At 67.7% G+C, this 16,682-nt stretch carries 14 protein-coding genes; 4 read left to right on the top strand and 10 right to left on the bottom strand.

The features are described 5' to 3' along the window. Positions 1-53: 53 nt before the first annotated feature. Positions 54-1,661, bottom strand: coding sequence for a GH39 family glycosyl hydrolase (locus C2L58_RS16730; protein WP_103338506.1), 1,608 nt, complete (start codon positions 1,659-1,661; stop codon positions 54-56). A 173-nt stretch (positions 1,662-1,834) separates the two neighbouring features. Between C2L58_RS16730 and C2L58_RS16725 the strand changes: the two genes are divergently transcribed. The 3 genes from C2L58_RS16725 (at position 1,835) to C2L58_RS16715 (ending at position 4,864) form a co-directional block, all read left to right on the top strand. After that, positions 1,835-2,989, top strand: a complete 1,155-nt coding sequence (locus C2L58_RS16725) for a Gfo/Idh/MocA family protein (protein ID WP_103338505.1) — start codon at positions 1,835-1,837, stop codon at positions 2,987-2,989. A 127-nt stretch (positions 2,990-3,116) separates the two neighbouring features. Further along, positions 3,117-4,124 carry a hydroxyacid dehydrogenase gene (locus C2L58_RS16720; protein WP_103338504.1) on the top strand — a complete coding sequence of 336 codons (1,008 nt, stop codon included), beginning with the start codon at positions 3,117-3,119 and terminating at the stop codon, positions 4,122-4,124. A 44-nt stretch (positions 4,125-4,168) separates the two neighbouring features. Further along, entirely contained in the window at positions 4,169-4,864 is a 696-nt protein-coding gene (locus C2L58_RS16715; RefSeq protein ID WP_103338503.1) for a ThuA domain-containing protein, read from the top strand. Here the strand turns inward: C2L58_RS16715 and C2L58_RS16710 are convergent. From C2L58_RS16710 to C2L58_RS16695, 4 genes are all read right to left on the bottom strand, one after another. Continuing rightward, positions 4,847-5,926, bottom strand: a complete 1,080-nt coding sequence (locus tag C2L58_RS16710) for a LacI family DNA-binding transcriptional regulator (protein ID WP_103338502.1) — start codon at positions 5,924-5,926, stop codon at positions 4,847-4,849. The genes C2L58_RS16715 and C2L58_RS16710 overlap by 18 nt on opposite strands. Before the next feature lie 118 nt (positions 5,927-6,044). After that, positions 6,045-7,682, bottom strand: a complete 1,638-nt coding sequence (locus tag C2L58_RS16705; protein ID WP_158264132.1) for a glycoside hydrolase family 43 protein — start codon at positions 7,680-7,682, stop codon at positions 6,045-6,047. After that, the gene (locus C2L58_RS16700) at positions 7,679-8,620 is read right to left on the bottom strand and encodes a carbohydrate ABC transporter permease (protein ID WP_199191301.1); all 942 of its coding nucleotides are present in this window, start codon (positions 8,618-8,620) and stop codon (positions 7,679-7,681) included. The genes C2L58_RS16705 and C2L58_RS16700 overlap by 4 nt, the downstream gene beginning before the upstream one ends. Further along, positions 8,620-9,660, bottom strand: a complete 1,041-nt coding sequence (locus tag C2L58_RS16695; protein ID WP_199191300.1) for a carbohydrate ABC transporter permease — start codon at positions 9,658-9,660, stop codon at positions 8,620-8,622. Before C2L58_RS16695 ends, C2L58_RS16700 begins: the two co-directional genes overlap by 1 nt. Positions 9,661-9,866: 206 nt before the next feature. On the opposite strand from C2L58_RS16695, the gene C2L58_RS16690 reads away from it, so the two are divergent. Beyond that, positions 9,867-11,189 (top strand): ABC transporter substrate-binding protein, encoded by a 1,323-nt coding sequence (locus tag C2L58_RS16690; protein ID WP_103338501.1) that lies wholly within the window; start codon positions 9,867-9,869, stop codon positions 11,187-11,189. A 93-nt stretch (positions 11,190-11,282) separates the two neighbouring features. On the opposite strand, the gene C2L58_RS16685 is transcribed toward C2L58_RS16690, so the two are convergent. The 5 genes from C2L58_RS16685 to C2L58_RS16665 are packed head-to-tail and all read right to left on the bottom strand — an operon-like array spanning position 11,283 to position 16,680. Continuing rightward, entirely contained in the window at positions 11,283-12,137 is an 855-nt protein-coding gene (locus C2L58_RS16685) for a fumarylacetoacetate hydrolase family protein (RefSeq protein WP_103338500.1), read from the bottom strand. 1 nt (position 12,138) lies between these two features. After that, positions 12,139-13,077, bottom strand: coding sequence for a VOC family protein (locus C2L58_RS16680; protein WP_103338499.1), 939 nt, complete (start codon positions 13,075-13,077; stop codon positions 12,139-12,141). A 41-nt stretch (positions 13,078-13,118) separates the two neighbouring features. Further along, positions 13,119-14,714, bottom strand: a complete 1,596-nt coding sequence (locus tag C2L58_RS16675) for a bifunctional 3-(3-hydroxy-phenyl)propionate/3-hydroxycinnamic acid hydroxylase (RefSeq protein WP_103338498.1) — start codon at positions 14,712-14,714, stop codon at positions 13,119-13,121. A gap of 53 nt (positions 14,715-14,767) precedes the next feature. Next, a complete protein-coding gene (locus tag C2L58_RS16670) occupies positions 14,768-15,202 on the bottom strand; it encodes a DUF6069 family protein (RefSeq protein ID WP_103338497.1) in 435 nt (144 codons plus the stop codon). Between the two features lie 44 nt (positions 15,203-15,246). Continuing rightward, entirely contained in the window at positions 15,247-16,680 is a 1,434-nt protein-coding gene (locus tag C2L58_RS16665; protein ID WP_103338496.1) for an aldehyde dehydrogenase family protein, read from the bottom strand. Positions 16,681-16,682: the final 2 nt, after the last annotated feature.

Here is a 16,682-nt window from a genome sequence, read left to right as displayed (position 1 = left end):
AAGCGTTTTCTGTTGAACAGCTGACCGAGACTGCGAACTTGAGCCGTTCGAGCTCACGAGGAACCCGAGCTGCGGGCCGGTCCGGTCGTGACCAGCACAACGCTCCAAGGACGGAGTTCACGACGCACCAGTGCAGTCCCAGCGGCGTCGGCACGCACGAACTCGATCTTCGTCGCCCGGGCGGCGGCACGCAGGACCCGCACCTGCTCCCGCGTCGGTTCCGCAGGACAATCGACCGCTCGCCACGCGGAGAGCGCGTCGCCGGCTTGATCGTCCAATATTTCCACCCGCACCTCGTCCGCTGGAACGAGCCCGGTCAAGGTGAGCTCCAGCACGCGAGGCAGCCCGATCGCCGCCGTCCGATCCGCTACCTCGCGGGAGGAGAACGACGCCGGCACCGAGCGGGTCACCTCCGGCGGGTAGACGTAGGCAATCGCCGCCAGCGCACCCGTGCGGCTGTTGCGGGTCACACAAAGCCCTTCCGACCGGTGGAGGAGGCGGTCACCCAGCGCATGCAGCATGCGGAAGGCGTGGAAGGTCGGCTTGACGATCCCCGGGAGGGTGACCATTCCGAAGCCGCCGTGGAAGAGCGTCTCGCCTGCACCGACCTCTTCGAACACGTCCGTGAAAGTCCAGTAGGCCAGCGAGTCGACCACGCCGAGCGAGGAGGTCATCGCGCGAACCACGAAGGTGGCCGCAGGCAGGGTGTCGTGGGTGAAGTCGCGCGAGGACGAGGACGAACTCCACTCGGTCAGATGGATCTCTGCCTCCGGGAAACGACTTGCCTCCACCAGTTTCCTCACCAGGGCGAGATCGCAAGGAGTCGCTTCGACATCGCGCGTGAGCTTGGCTCCCTGGCCGTGTTCGTCGAGCGCCCAATCCGTCGGGTAGGGGTGGCAAGACACGAAGTCGACCGGGACGCCCTCGTCATGGCACCGTCGCAAGAACCACTCCACCCAGACCGGCTGCCAGTCCAGCGCATCCAGGACATCCGGCCCCGCGATCGTGTGACACGAGAGGTCTTCGGTCTCGCCGTCGAACCGAGCGTCCGGGACGAAGTTCGAGGTCGACGGTCCGCCGACCCGCAGTCTCGGGTCGAGCGCTTTCAAGGTACGGGCGGTCGCCGCGTAGAGGGCGAAGTATTCGCTGCGGGAACCCGCAAAGAACGGCTTGAGGTTCGGCTCGTTCCAGACCTCGAAGTACCAGCTCGCCACCTCGTCGATCCCGTAACGGGTGATCCAGTGGCACACCGTGCGCTCGACGAGCTCGCACCACCGGCCCAAATCCTTCGGAGGGCTGCCGTGGGCACCCCACCAGAACACGGTGGCTTTCTCCCGCGCCAAGTCGCCGGGACAGAAGCCGAACTCCACGAACGGGCGGACCCCCAGCTCCAGCAGCCGGTCGAACAGTGCGTCGACGTACTGGAAGTTGTAGTGCGCTGTGCCGTCGGCATCCACCCGGCACACGAACATGTCGTCGTGGAAGAGTCCGTGGAAGCGCACGTACTCGAAGCCGCATTCGGCGGCCACCAGCGCGAGGTGCTCCTGCCAATCCGCCCGGAGTCCCTCATTGGCCCTTCCCGCGCCGACGACCTTGCTCCAGTGGTGCCGCACGGGCACCCCGCGACCGGCCGCGTCGACGACAGCGATCAGTTCGTCCATCCTCGCTCCTTCGCGGCACGAGCGGCCGTCGACTCGGAACAACACATAGAAAGCGATTGCTAAGCTAGTGAGACTTGGTGGCGACGGTCAACACCGCGGTCATCCATGAGCAGCAGTTGTCTTCCCGCACCGCAGCGGTTAGTTTATAGAAAGCGTTTACGACGGAGGATACAATGGTTACGCGGAGTCTCGGTGTGATCCTCAACGGTGTCACCGGCCGGATGGGCTACCGGCAGCACCTGGTGCGATCAGTGCTGGCCATCAGGGACCAGGGCGGCGTGCTGCTGACGGATGGCTCACGGGTTCAACTCGAACCGCTGCTGGTCGGGCGCAACGCCGAGAAACTGGGCGAAATCGCGGATCGGCATGGGCTGCCCCACTGGACCACCGACCTCGGCGCCACGCTGGGCGACGCCGGCTACCCGCTGTATTTCGACGCGCAGCTCACCGCCGTGCGAGAGAAGTCGATCTTGCAAGCCATCGACGCCGGCAAGCACGTCTACACCGAGAAGCCGGTCGCCGAATCAACGGAAGCGGCAGTCGCTCTCGCGCGTCACGCACAGCGAGCCAGAGTCAAGAACGGCGTGGTGCACGACAAGCTCTACCTTCCCGGACTACTCAAACTCAAACGGCTGGTGGACGGCGGTTTCTTCGGCCGGATCCTCTCTGTGCGCGGGGAGTTCGGCTACTGGGTGTTCGAGGGTGACTGGCAGGCCGCCCAGCGGCCGAGCTGGAACTACCGTGCCGAAGACGGCGGCGGGATCGTCGTCGACATGTTCTGCCACTGGAACTACGTCCTGGAGAATCTGTTCGGCGCCGTTCGTTCGGTCACCGCAAAGGCGGTCACCCACATCCCCTCACGCGTCGACGAGCAGGGCAGGACCTACGAAGCGACTGCGGATGACGCCGCCTACGCGATCTTCGAGCTGGACGGAGGAGTCATCGCGCAGCTCAACTCTTCGTGGTGCGTGCGGGTTCACCGCGACGAACTGGTCGAATTCCAGGTGGACGGCACCCACGGCAGCGCCGTGGCCGGACTTCACCGCTGCGTCATCCAGCCGCGTGCAGCGACCCCACGCCCGGTGTGGAACCCGGACCTCGTCGAGACCCGGCCGTACCGAGCCGAATGGCACGAGGTACCCGACAACGAGAACTTCGGCAACGGCTTCAAGGCCCAGTGGGAGCAGTTCACCCGGCACGTGGTCGAGGACGCTCCGCACCCCTATGACTTCATGGCAGGCGTCCGCGGCATCCGGCTCGCCGAAGCCGGGCTCCGATCGTCCCGCACCGGCCACCGGGTCGGCCTGGACAACGGCATGGGCGGATGAACCTCGCCGCGGCGCCGCCGTGCCCGGCCATGACGTACGAGTCGCCTTGCGCCTCGAACGCTCACCCCTCTACACTGATAGTAAGCGCTTACTATCACACTCGATGGCGGCCGGCAGGAGATGGTGAATGACACGCCCGCGAGTCTGGCTCGCCATGGACGTGACCCTTCCACTGCAGTTGTTCTCCGGTGAGAGCTGGGCCGCGCTGGCCAGAGTCGCGGACGTGGCTCCCGGCCCTCCCCTCGGTGAATTCGGCACCGACCGGGCCGCGGCGGCTCTGGCGGAGACCGAAGTTCTGCTCACCGGCTGGGGCTGCCCCCGGATCGACGAGGACATCCTCGACGCGGCCCCCAGGCTGCGAGCGATCGTCCACGCCGCGGGCTCGGTGAAGGGCCACGTCGCCGCGGCAGCCTGGGACCGGGGCATCCAGGTGTCCAGCGCGGCGGCGGCGAACGCGCTGCCCGTCGCCGAGTACACCGTGGCGATGATCCTGCTGGCCGGCAAGAGAGCGCACCGGATCGTCCGGGAGTACCGGCGCCGGCGTGGTGCCATCGATCTGCTCGCGGAGTACCCGCACCTGGGAAACTACCAGCGCACCGTCGGCGTGATCGGGGCGTCGAAGATCGGCAGGCGGGTGATCGAGCTGCTGCGCCCGTTCGACTTCACCGTCCTGCTGGCCGATCCTTTCGCGGACGAGACCGTCGCCACCGCGCTGGGCGCCCGCCTCGTGGACTTGGACACGCTTCTGGCCGGCAGTGACGTGGTGAGCCTGCACGCTCCGGACCTGCCCAGCACCCAACGGCTGCTCGACCGCAGCCGGCTGGCGCGAATCCCGGACGGCGCCACGCTCATCAACACCGCGCGCGGCGCCCTGGTCGACCACGATGCCCTCATCGACGAACTGGCCACCGGAAGGTTCGAGGCCGTGCTCGACGTCACCGACCCGGAGGTCCTGCCCGTCACGTCGCCCCTTTATGCTCTCGACAACGTCGTCCTGACCGCGCATCTGGCCGGTGCGCAAGGCAACGAACTGCGCCGGCTCGCCGACACCGCCATCGCCGAGATCGGCCGGTTCGCCGCCGGTGAGCCGCTGCACCACGCCGTGTCCGCCGACCAGCTGACCATCATGGCCTGATCCGGCCTCTTCCTTCCCCGACCTCTCGGAAGAAGAATAGTGCGATGAAGGGAACGAAACGGCCGGCACGTGCGCTGGTGGTCCGAGGTGGCTGGGAAGGCCACCAACCCACCGAGACCACGGACCTGTTCGTCCCGTTCCTCGAGGCGAACGGCTTCGACGTCGAACTCCACGACACGCTCGAGGTGTACACCGACCAGGCACTGCTGGCGAACACCGCCCTGATCGTCCAGTGCTGGTCGACGGGCGAACTCAGCCGTCCCCAACTCGAGGGCCTGCTCACGGCCGTCGCCGCCGGCACCGGGTTCGCCGGCTGGCACGGTGGGGTGGTCGGTACCTTCCGCGGCAGCCTGGACTACCTCCGCCTCGTCGGCGGTCAGTTCGTGGCCCACCCGGGCGACTTCGTCGAGCACGAGGTGGTGGTACGCCCGGAACGTCGTGACCATCCCGTCGTCGAAGGCCTCGACCACCTGGCCCTGAACACGGAGCAGTACTGGGTGCTCTCCGATTCGGCCAGCGATGTCCTGGCGACGACGACCATCGCAGCCGGCCCGTCGACTCCGTGGCCTGCCCCCGTGACCGTGCCGGCCGTGTGGACCCGGCGCTGGGGCGCCGGCCGGATCTTCGTCTCGACCATCGGGCACCACCTGCCGGACCTGCTGGTACCCGAGGTCCGGTTGCTCACCGGACGCGGCCTGCTCTGGGCCGGCGCCGGCACGGCTTCAGAGACGCGCGACTGATTCGCGCAGTACGACGTGCGTTCCGAGGACCACGTGCTGGTCGATACTTCCCGAGACGCCCTCGTGCCAGTCCAAGGCGAGCCTGACCGCGGTGGAGCCGAGTTCCTCGTACGGCACGTGCACGGTGGTCAGGCGAGGGCGGAGATCACTCGCCGCCTCGATGTCGTCGTAGCCGACGATCGAAACGTCGTCCGGCACGCTGAGACCCGCATCGATCAACGCTCGCATGGCTCCGGCGGCGATGACGTCCGACTCCGCGAAGATGGCAGTGAAGTCCCTGCCCTGCGCCAGTCGCTTCTGCACCGCCCGGTGCGCGGAAGCGCGGGTGAAGTCGGCTTCGACGACCAAGTCGGAGTCGAGTTCGAGGTCGAAGGCCGCCAATGCTCGCCGGTACCCGGCAAGCCGGCCCCGGGTGGTGGTGCTGGATTCGACGTGTCCGACGAAGAGGATCCGGCGATGCCCGTTCGTCAGCAAGTGGCTCGCCACGGCATAAGCGCCTCCCTCGTTGTCGTACTCCACGACCGTCACTGGGACGTCGTCCCCGAGCGGCGGCCGGCCGCACAGCACCAGCCGCGAACCCACCGCCGCGAGCGAATGCGCCAATTCCGTCATCCGAGTTCGGTACGCGGTGTCATCGACCACGCCGCCGATCAGGATCACCGCTGCCGCCCCCTGCTCTCGCATCAGCTGCACCACCGCGGTTTCCCGCCGCAAGTCGCCCTGCGTGGTGCACACCAGGCAGATGCGGCCCCGCCGGGCTGCCTCCAGCTCCACCCCTTGAGCCGCGTAAGCGAAAGACTGGCCGCGGACGTCGTTGACGACGAAGGCGACGCTCTGCGTGCTCACCCCCGCCAGCGCCCGGGCGTGGGTGTTCACCACGTAGTCCGTCTTGGCGATGGCCCGTTCGACTCGGCGGCGTGTCTCCTTGGCAACCGGGTAGTTGCCGGCCAGAACGCGCGAAACGGTCGCGACCGAGACCTGGGCCAGCTCCGCGACGTCACTGAGCGTGGCCCGTTTGGCCGGCTTCCGCTCTGCGGACAGTTCCTCTTCGGTGCGCGACATGGCTAGACTCTATCCCGAACCGACCATCGAAGCCCGCAGCACGGCGTCATTCCGCAGGTGAGACGCACAGAAACCGCTGTCTACCGACCTCGTCATCGGCGGGTCTCCGGTCAGCAGATCAGTGGCTCCACAGTATGAAGTAGGCGAAGTCCGCCGGCATTGTCCCTGCCACCGGGTCGTGCGCGGCCAGTCCGACGAACGTCCCGGTGAACCGCTGCGAATCGCCACAATCGTCGGAGAGCACGCTGGCGTCAAGGTCGAGACCGGTGTCACTCCAGCCCGCACCGTACTCGGAATACGCGAATCGAACTCGACCACGGTCTACTGTGGCCTGCAGATGGACAAGCGCATCTTCGCCGCAACAGACGTCGACTCCGTGCTCCGCGTACTGACCTTCAACCGACGTGGACACCACGAGCGCTGGACCCCGCTCCCCCGCGGTGAGGCCGAAAAAGATGTGCGTTCCGGTGTCGTACCAGAGAACCAGGCCCGCCTGCTGTCCGGGGTGCTTCGGACGGGCCTGCACCGCCGTCGACACCACCGCGCGGTCGCTCGTCAACCTCTGGGCGATCAAGCTCTGGACTCCCCCCGAATGCAGCCCCTGCCGTCCGCGCAGCCGAAGCCACGCCGGCCGCTCAGTGAGGCTGAGCCAGGAGTCGCTGATCGGTCGGCGCAGCGAGTTCCATTCACCGGCCAGCGAACGGGGACCGAACTGGTCGATGCCGGTGGTCGGCCGAGGCGTCCGATCAGTGGCCGGTACGGGCACGGACACTTCCGGCCAGTGTCCACCGTGGGCAAGGCGAGGCCACCCCCCGGCGTCCCACTCGACCCGCTGCAGGCACGTTTCGCGGCCGAGCATGCAACGCCGCCGTCCGGCCACCGTGATGGGGCGGCTCGCGATGTGCACCAGGTACCACTCCCCCGATCCCGTGCGAACCAGCTCGCCGTGGCCGGCCTTCTGCAGGGCGAGGCCCTGGTTGTCGCGCGAGGTCAGCAAGGGCCCGTTCGGGTCGGGGTAGTACGGACCCGCGATGTCGCGCGACCTGACCACGGTGATGCCGTGGTTCCAGGGGGGATCACCTTCGGTGAAAATCAGGTAGTACCAGCCGTCGCGGCGATACAGGTTCGGTCCCTCGATCAGCTCGCCGTGCCGGTGGATCACCTGGCGGGGCCCGAGGGGACGCCGATGTGCGAAATCCAGTTCCTGGAGGACGACGCCGGCGAAACTCGGCCGGCCGGGTGGGTGGGTCCAGCATATCCTGACCAGCCAGTGTCGGCCGTCGGCGTGGAAGACCGACGGGTCGAACCCACCCGAGCCGAGGTATCGCGGTTCCGACCAGGGCCCACCGATGGCCGGGGCGATGACGAGGAAGAGGTCCAAGTCCTCGAAAGGGCTCCGATCGCTGTACGCGACGGCATAGACGAGCCAGAAGTGTCCATCGTCGTAGCTCAGCGACGGCGCCCGGACCCCGCCGGAGTCAGGCACCCCGCGCAGGTCGAGCTGGGCAGGATCGGTGAGGGCGTAACCGGCAGGTTCCCAGTTGACCAGGTCGCTCGAGTGGTGAAGCCGAATGCCGGGGAACCACTCGAACGTACTGTTGGCGATGTAGTAGTCCGAGCCGACGCGCACGATCGAAGGATCCGGGTGGAACCCCGGCAGGATCGGATTGCGCACCGTGATCGGGGTCGCGGCGTGGGTGGCGTCGGCCGCGATGACCGGGATTTTCGCTCGCCGACGCCGGGCGCGCGGGGTCACGACTTCAGCGCGCCGAGCGTCACACCGGAACGCCAGAAGCGCTGCATGGCGACCAGGACCGCGGCCAGGGGAAGCACGGACAGCAGGGCTCCGGTGATGACCAAGGAGGTGAAGTCGAGCGGACCGGCCGCGTTGGTGTAGCTCTGCACGACCCAGTTGTAGAGGCCGAGCGTCATCGTCCAGTTCTCGGCGCCCCTGAGCATCGTCAGCGGCAGGAAGAACCCATTCCACGACTGAACGAACGACAGCAGGAACACGGTGGCCCCGCAGGTACCGAGCATCCGTAAGACGATTTGGAAAAAGATGCGTACTTCACCGGCGCCGTCGATTCTGGCGGCCTCCAGCAGTTCCGGCGGAACGGCACCTTCGGTGTACACCTTGGCCAGGTAGACGCTGAAGGGCGAGATGAAGGTCGGAATGAGCACAGCCCACGGGGTGTCGACGAACCCGAGTTCGACGAACAGCAGGTAAAGGGGCAGGGTCAGCATCGCGTAAGGGATCAGGAACGACCCGATGACCATGGCCACCGCGAGCTTCTTCCCCCGGAAGTCGAAGCGGGCGAGCCCGTAACCGGCGGCCAGCGACAGGAGCATCCCCACGAACGAGCCGACTCCGGCATAGAGCAGCGAATTCGCCGTCCACCTGAGGAAGATGCCATTCTGGTAGGTGAAGATCTTTCCCAGGTTGTCGAACAGGTTGAAGTGCGCGAACCACAGTCCGTTGGTCGTGATCAGGTCGCGTTCGTCCTTGGTCGCCGACACGATGAGCCACCAGACCGGGGCCACGGAATAGAGCAAGAAGAGCACCAGGCCCAGCCGGATAAGCAGCCGCGAGCGCGGCGACACCTGACCACCGACGGGTAGCTCGTCGATCTCCGGCCGACCTTTCCTTCGCTTGCGGCCCATCGCGGAGCGGGCTGGACTGTGGTTGACGGTCATCACTGCGCCTTGCTCGTGAGTCGGTAGAAGAGAGTGGAAGCAGCGCCGACGATGATCGCGAGAACGACGGAGAGTGCTGCGGCGTAGTTGTAGTTGCCCGTGACGAACGCCTGGTTGTAGATCATCATGATCGGGGTGAAGGCCGATGTCACCGTCTCCGGTGAGCTGACCTGGAAGACCAGCGGCTCGTTGAAGATCTGCAGCATTCCGATGATCGACAACATGCCCGTCAACACGAGCGTTCCGCGTACGTACGGCACCTTGACCGACCAGGCCACGCGCAGCTCGGACGCCCCGTCGATCCGGGCCGCCTCGAACAGTTCCCTGGGGACCGATCGCAAGGCGCTGTACAGGATGAGCATGTTGAAGCCCAGGTGACACCACGTGAGCAAGTTGCCGATGGACAACCAGAGCATCCCCGAAGAGAAGAAGTCGACGTCGACGCCGAAGGCATGCCCCAGGTCGGTCAGCGGCCCCAGCCGCGGTGAGTACAGGTAGAGCCAGACGAGCGTGCCCACCATCAGCGGAATCATGTAGGGAATCAAGAAGCCGAGCCGGAACACCTTCGCCGTCCGGCCGTGGACCGCGTCCAAGAGCAGGGCCATCAGCAGCGCCAGGCCCAACGTGATCGGGATCTGGACGACCGCGAACACGGACACCCGGAAAATCCCTTGCCAGAAGACCGAATCGGTCAACCCGCGAACGAAGTTGGCCAGCCCCGCGAACTCGGTCCGAGTCCCGCCGAAACCCGTCCCGGACTTTCGCTCCACGAACAGGCTCTGGTACAGCGCGTAGCCGAACGGGATGGCGAACACCAGGAGGAACCCCACGAAGAAGGGTGCGGCGAAGAGGAAGCCGGCCAGACTGGAACGCCCTCGCCGCGCGCGTGGCGGACGCGACGACCGACCCGCCGCAGGCAAGCTCGGCGTCGAGTTCCGGACGATCGACCCAATCCGGGACGACACTTCGACACTTGGCGCGAGTGACACCTCCGCGCCTCGCGGCGGTGTCATCGACCCGTCCAAGCCTGCCTGCCGCATAACCGCTCCTTCGCGGGTGCAACCAGTGCGTCCACACCGGACCTTCGTTGGTAAGCGCTTACCAAGCTACCTCCTCGACGGATCGGGGTCAACGGCGCCCCGACCCACCCCAGACCCCCGCTGAAGAGGCAAGAGTCGACTTGCACAGGTAAGCCGGCGATGATAGAAAACGCTTTCTACTAGTGGCGGTATCACCGGGAGTGAAAATGCGTGACGCAAAGAGGCGCTGGGCATCGGTCATCGCGGCAGCGCTGGCGCTATCGTCGACCGCGTGCGGCGGGAACACGGACGAGCAGCCCGTCACCGCCGGCAAGTACGACGGAGCACCCGTCACGATCGAGTTCTGGGGCAGCAAGCCCAACCTCAAGGTACTGGCCGAGGAGTTCACCAAGCAGGGCACACCGATCACGGTCAAGTTCGTCGAACAGGCCGGCGCCGTCGAACTGACCAAGAACCTGCGCAACGCCTTCACCTCCGGCGGCGGCCCGTGCGTGTTCGACACCGCCACCGAAGACCTCAACTCACTGGCCTCGGACGGGATCGCCGCCGATCTGACGGGCGCCCTCAAGCCCAGTCAGACCGATTACTCGCCGGCGGCCTGGAACGCGGTGCAGTCCGGCGGGAAGATGTACGGGGTGCCCGCGTCGAGCATCCCAAACTTCATGCTCTACAACGCGCCCGCCTTCCAGCGAGCCGGCCTGCCCTACCCCAAGACCTGGGAGGAGTTCATCGAGGCCGGCAAGAAGCTGAAGAGCCAGGGCGTGAAGATCTACAACCTGGCCGGTGAGGACTACACCACCTACCTGTACCTCGCGTGGCAGGCCGGCGCGCAGTGGTGGCAGCTGAAGGGTGACGGCTGGAAGGTCGCCGTCGACAGCGCGCCGACGGCGAAATCGGCCGAGGTCCTGCAGCAGCTCATCGACAACGACCTGGTCGAGAAGATCTCCTACAACGAGTTCGCCGCGATGATGCAGGACTACAACGGCGGTAAGATCGCCTCCCGCCAGCTGTCCACGTGGCAGACCCAGAGCATGCAGAACAAGCTGACCACCGGACTCGGTCAGTGGGAGCCCGCCCCCAACCCCACCTTCGCCGGCGAGGCCCCGGCCAACGTTTCGTTCACCCGGGTGTACGCGGTGAACAGCAAGTGCGCGAACAAGGACGCCGCCGCCTACTTCGCACACTGGATCAGCACCAACCCCTCGGCCGTCGGCCTGGCCGCCGACGGGTCGAAGGGCGTGGCGTGGTTCCCCGCGGTGGCCAATCCGAAGCCGTACATCAAAGCCACTCAGCCGACCGCACTGCTGGGCCGGTACGCCGACGCTTGGCAATCCGTGGTGGAGAACGCGGTGACCACCCAGAAGGGCGACTGGACCTACGGGCCCGACGCCGCGTCGGCGTTCAAGGTCCTCGCCGATCTCTGGGGCAAGGCCGTGGCCCGGCAAATTCGGGTGGCGGACATCGCACCGCAGCTGCAGCAGTGGATCGTGAGCGACCTCAAGCAGTCCGGCATCACCGTCGTCCCGTGACCGAACCGGTGCTCCGGATCGCTCGAAGGCCGATTGACCGAGCCGGAGAGCGATCCGGAGCACGCTCGCCAGAGTTCCCAGCCAATTGATCCTTCATGCGCTCCAGGCGGGGCTCGTGACGAGCGCCGGCGCCTCGGCCCGGACCCGGTTGGCGAGGCGGCCGATCCCTCCGACCTCGACCACGACCTCGTCGCCGTCGAGCAGGAAGACCTGCGGATCGCGGCGGTGGCCCACCCCTCCGGGGGTACCGGTGAGGATCAGGTCGCCGGGCAGGATCTCGGTGAACTCGGAGACGGTCGCCACCAGTGTCGGGATGTCGAAGATCAGCTTCGAGGTGTCCGACGACTGCAGCGTCTCGCCGTTCAGCACGGTGCGTACCGTCGCCGCGGCCACGTCCGCCTCGTCCGGGGTGACCAGCTCCGGCCCCAGCGGGGTGGAGCGGTCCCAAGCCTTGCCCTGCAGCCACTGGTGGGTCTTGTACTGGAAGTCGCGCATCGTCACGTCGTTGGCGACCGTGTAGCCGAGGACGTGGTCCAGGGCGGCATCGCGGGCGATCCGGCGGCCCGCCTTCCCGATGACGACGACCAGCTCGGCCTCGTAGTCCACCTGCCGTGATTCCGGCGGGAGCACGATGTCGTCAGCCGGGCCGATCAGGCTTCCGGTGAACTTGGTGAACAGCACCGGATAGGCCGGTAGCTCCCGGCCTGTCTCCTCGACATGCGCGTGGTAGTTCAAGCCGACGCAGAAGATCTTGTCCGGCCGGGGAACCACCGGCAGCAGCCGCACACTCGCGCGAGCCACGGGCGCACCCATCGGGACGAGCGTGGCCAGCACGTCGGCCGGGGTGTCCCGCCCGAGTTCGGCGGGTCCCTCCAGCGGCTGGACGAGGTCACCCTCGATCCGGCCGATCCGGCGTTCGCCGGCAAGCTCGTACGTCACGTATCGCATGTCAGTTTCCCTTCGATGTCTTACGCCAGGACGGGACCTGCCCACCCCAGAGATTCACGCTGGCCGAGACCGGCTCCCAGCGGCGCGGCGTGTAGGCGACGCGGTCGTCGTGGAACTTCTCCATCTCCGCCGACAGCTCGATGTGGTGGCCCGCCGGGTCGTCGAAGAAGACGAACAGGTTGTTGCCCGGGCCGTGCCGCCCAGGACCCCATACGACGTCGACCGCCTCTTCGGTCAGCCGGTCGCACCAGGTCTTGAAGTCCTCCCACTCCGACAGGTCGTAGGAATAGTGGTCCAGCCCGGTGTCCGAGCCGGAGGCGACGATCGCCAGGGTGTGGTGATCGCGATCGCTGCGCAGCCACGCGAACCGCCCATCGGCGAGCTGGTCGGAGAGGCGGAATCCACAGACGTCGGTGTAGAACGCGACCTTGCCCACCACGTCTTCGCTCGCGAGGGTGACGTGCTGGTACTTGACCGGCCGGCGGCCGGTGTCGGCGCCGTGCTCGCCGGCACGGCGGACCGGCCCGTGGAAGTGCACCCGCACACCGTCGGGGTCAGTGGCGGCGAACCCACTCGTGCCCGGCCGGGCGTCGTCCAGCAGGTCCTCGTCCAAAGCCGTGACCGGTACTCCAGCCTCGTGCAGGCGCTTCTCGAGGGCGTCGAGCCCGCCCTCGTCGCGGACTTCGAAAGCGATGTGGTCGACGGCCGGGGCTCCGGGCCGCAGGTCGAGCACGTGGTGCCCGAGCCCCCAGCCCAGCCGGAGACCGCCGTCGGCGAGCGCGCCGGCCGGGCACAGCCCGAGGATGCGGCTGTAGAACTCGGCGGCCGCGGCTACATCGGGCACGCGCAGCCCGAGGTGTGACGTCGAGGTCCGCCGCAACGTGCCCGCGGCGCCCCCCTCCACGAGGACGGTCTCGCCGAGCGCGGTATCAGTGGTCATCTTCTTCCCTTCTCTTCTCGTCGGTGCGGGATGCCGTGCCGTCAGCCGGCGACGGTCAGCGGCGGCCTGACCGGGGTGCCGGTGAGGTGCAGTGCCGACAGGTCGGCGGCCAGGCCGGCCGCGACCGCCACGGCCGTCCACGCGGCAGCGACAAAGCGGTCTGGCCGCAGCAGCACGACCCGGCCGCGATACGGAGTGATCTCGCGCTCGAGACCGCTGTCGAGATCGACCAGCATCCGCAGCTCGGTAGCCGCGCGCGGGAGCCGGTCATCACCGGGAACGAGCGCGACCACCGGCTCCAGGCCCGCAACCTGCTCCGCCGCGTCGAGCAGTGTCGCCACCGGCACGTCCATCCCGAGCAGCGCCCAGCCGCGGCCGAGTACGTCGTCGAGCATGCGAGCGCCGGCCGTCGCGGTGTCGTGGACCCGCGGCTGGCCGAACGGGACACCGGTGCCTTCTCCGGCCACGACCATCCCGTCGGCGTAGTGCGCGACCGGCCGGTAGCGCATCTCCTCCAGGTGGGACCGGCCCAGCGGGTCCTGCACGATTCGCTCGACCATCCGGTCGCGGCGCTCGGCGAGCCGCGGATCGGTCGTCATCACGACCCGGCCGAGCCGGACCGAGAACCGCACGGTGGCCTCCGCGTGCGGCCGCCGCTCCGCGTCGTAACTGTTCAGCGCCGCTGGATCCAGCCGGCCGCCCAGCACATCCGCGATCTTCCAGGTCAGGTTGGCCGCATCCCGGATCCCCGAGTTGAGGCCCTGACCGGCGAACGGCGGCATCATGTGCGCCGCGTCGCCGAGCAGGAAAACACGGCCGATCGCGAAGCCCTCGGCGACCAGGGCGTGGAACCGGTATGCGACCAGACGCTCCACCTGCTCCGGACCGATCCGCCGATGGGGCCGCAGCAGCCGCTCGAGCAGCGCGAAGGGCGGCGAAGTGCCGGCTTCGCCCTCGGCGGGGCGCAGCAGGAACTCGTAGCGACAGCGACCATCGCGGCCGGGGACGATCACCGTCGGCCGCCCGGGGTCCCCGTAGTGCATGCCGTAGCGCTCGTCGTGCGCATCGCCGAGCACGTCCGCGACCAGCCAGACGTCGTCGAAGCTGTGGCCCGCCATCGGCACACCCAGTTGCTCGCGCACGGTCGATCGGCCGCCGTCACAGCCCAGCAGGTAACGAGCGCGCACGACCTCTCCCGCCGTGGTGGTGAGGCTGACACCGTCGGCGTCCTGCGCGATCCCGGCGACCTCGGTGGACATCCGCAGGGTGGCTGTCGGGCAGTCGCGCAGGTGATCGGCCAGCACACGTTCGAGTTCGGGCTGAGCGAACGGGTTCTTCGACGGGTGCCCGAGCCGGTACGGCCGGGCGGGCCTGGCGTGGAAGAGGGCCCGGCCGGCCGCGTCGTAGTAGCGGGTGCCGGTGCCCGGAACGATGATCCGATCAAGGCTCGCCGCGAGGCCCGCCGCCTGGAACGTGCGCAGAGCCTCGTCGTCGATGCTGATCGCCTTGGGCTCGTCACTCGTCGCCGGGTTGCGCTCCAGTACCAGGACCGAAACTCCTTGCCCTGCTAGCAGCGCCGCGGCCGTCATGCCGACGGGCCCTGCTCCGACGACCACTACCTCGGTCCGCGTCACCATCGGCCAGCTCCGTCCTGTTCCGCTGCCGCGGACAGCACGGCAGCACTTTTGTCCTATTGGTTCGAACTGCGGCGGAAACCCACGATCGTGACCGTGCCGGCCGCGATGTGCATCAGCGCCAGTGCGGTCGCGGCGCTCATGCTGGTTGCGCCGCTGAACGGTCCACCGAGGGACAGCACGGTCACGAGCACCGCGATGACGGTCCAGATGGTCTTCGGACGGCGAGTGAACCGCTCGAGGACAGCCAGCACTGCCCATCCGAAGAGGGCGGCGACCACGGTGGCCACGATGACCGTGACGACACCGATCGACTGCGTGACGCCGCCCTGAATCACCTGGAGATCGACGCCGACCAGCACGGCAGCGACGAACCAGACCACGACCGCGGTGACCACCGCGCCCAGGACGGTGACCGCCCGGAGCCCGCGGCGGGCCGCGCGCTCGGTGCTGGTTTCGGAATTGTCGATGTTGTCGATCGCCTGGGGCACGGCGCCACTTCCTCCTGTTTGGACCGGTTCCACGGCTGTTCGCCTCATCCCGCGACGTGGGCGTATGTCTTGTACTCCTGGAATTCCTCGAGTCCGCGCAGGCCGTTGAGCCGGCCGACACCGCTCTGCTTGAAACCGCCTTCCTCGAACTGGTCGACCACCAGCGCCCAGGTGTTGGTCCACACCGTCCCGGCCTTCAGCCGCCGTCCCACCCGCCGCGGCCGATCGACGTCGCGTGACCACACCGAGGCGGCCAGTCCGTACGAAGTGATGTTGGCCAGTCGGACGGCGTCGGCTTCGGTGTCGAACACCTCGAACGTCGCGACCGGTCCGAAGACCTCTTCCTGGACGATGGGGGTCATCGGGTCGTCGACCTCAACCAACGAAGGGCTATAGAACGCGCTGCCGCCTTCCGACAGCCCGCCACGGACGATGATCTCGGCATACCGCTCGGCCGCGGCGACGATGCGGTCGACGCGTTCCGCGTTCGCCGCGTCGATCATCGGACCCACTTCGCTGGCCGGGTCGTCGCCCGGCCCCAGCCGTACATCCGTCAACGCCTTCGCCAACCGCTCGCGCAGCTCTCCGGCGATGCCCCGCTGGGCCAGCACCCGGCTGCCCGCCATGCAAAACTGGCCGGCAAACGTGGTCACGGCCCTGGCCAGGACGGGCACGACGGCGTCGAGGTCGGCGTCGTCGAACACGATCATCGGATTCTTACCACCGAGCTCCAGCGAGAGCCGCTTGAGGGTGGTGGCCGCCTCCGACATGATCATCCGGCCGACCCGGGTGCTGCCGGTGTAGCTCAGGACGTCGACGTCCGGGGACGCTACGAGCAGCGGCGCGACCTCGTTGCCGGACTCGGACAGGGAGTTCAGCACGCCGGCGGGCAATTCGGGGGTATCGGCGAGAACTTCGTGCAGGATGCCGTTGACCAGTCCCGTCTGCCCCGGCATCTTCACCACCGCGGTGCATCCGGCCGCGAGCGCCGGCGCGAACGAGCGCACCGACAGCACGACAGGGGCGTTCCACGGCACGATGACACCGGCGACGCCGGTGGGCTCGGGCACCGAACTCACGACCGTGCCCGGAGAGACCTCGGCGGCGCGGCCTCCCTCGGACAGCGCGAGCGCGGCGTAGTAACGCAGCTTCGGTGCCGTCAGGCTGAGCTCGAACCGGGCCTCGCCGAGGACCTTCCCGTTCTCCCGGGCGAGCATGGTGATCAGCTCCTCGGTCCGGCGGTCGATCCCGTCGGCCAGCGCGTTGAGCACGCGGTGGCGCAGCCGCCGGTCGCGTGACCAGTCCGACTCCTCGAAAGCCTTACGAGCGGCTGCCACCGCCCGGGCGCCCTGTGCGGTGTCGGCGTCGGCATAGTGGCCCAGCACAGTGCCGTCGGCCGGGCCGATCGAGGTGCTCGTGCGTGCGGACGTCTCCAGCTCACCGTTGACGAACTGCTGGGCGGTTCTGGTCGTGACCATGG

The sequence above is a fragment of the Amycolatopsis sp. CA-126428 genome, assembly GCF_002904335.1.
Taxonomy (GTDB): Bacteria; Actinomycetota; Actinomycetes; order Mycobacteriales; family Pseudonocardiaceae; genus Amycolatopsis.
Note: the sequence above shows the minus strand (reverse complement) of the source record. Positions and strands in the feature narration are given on the sequence as shown.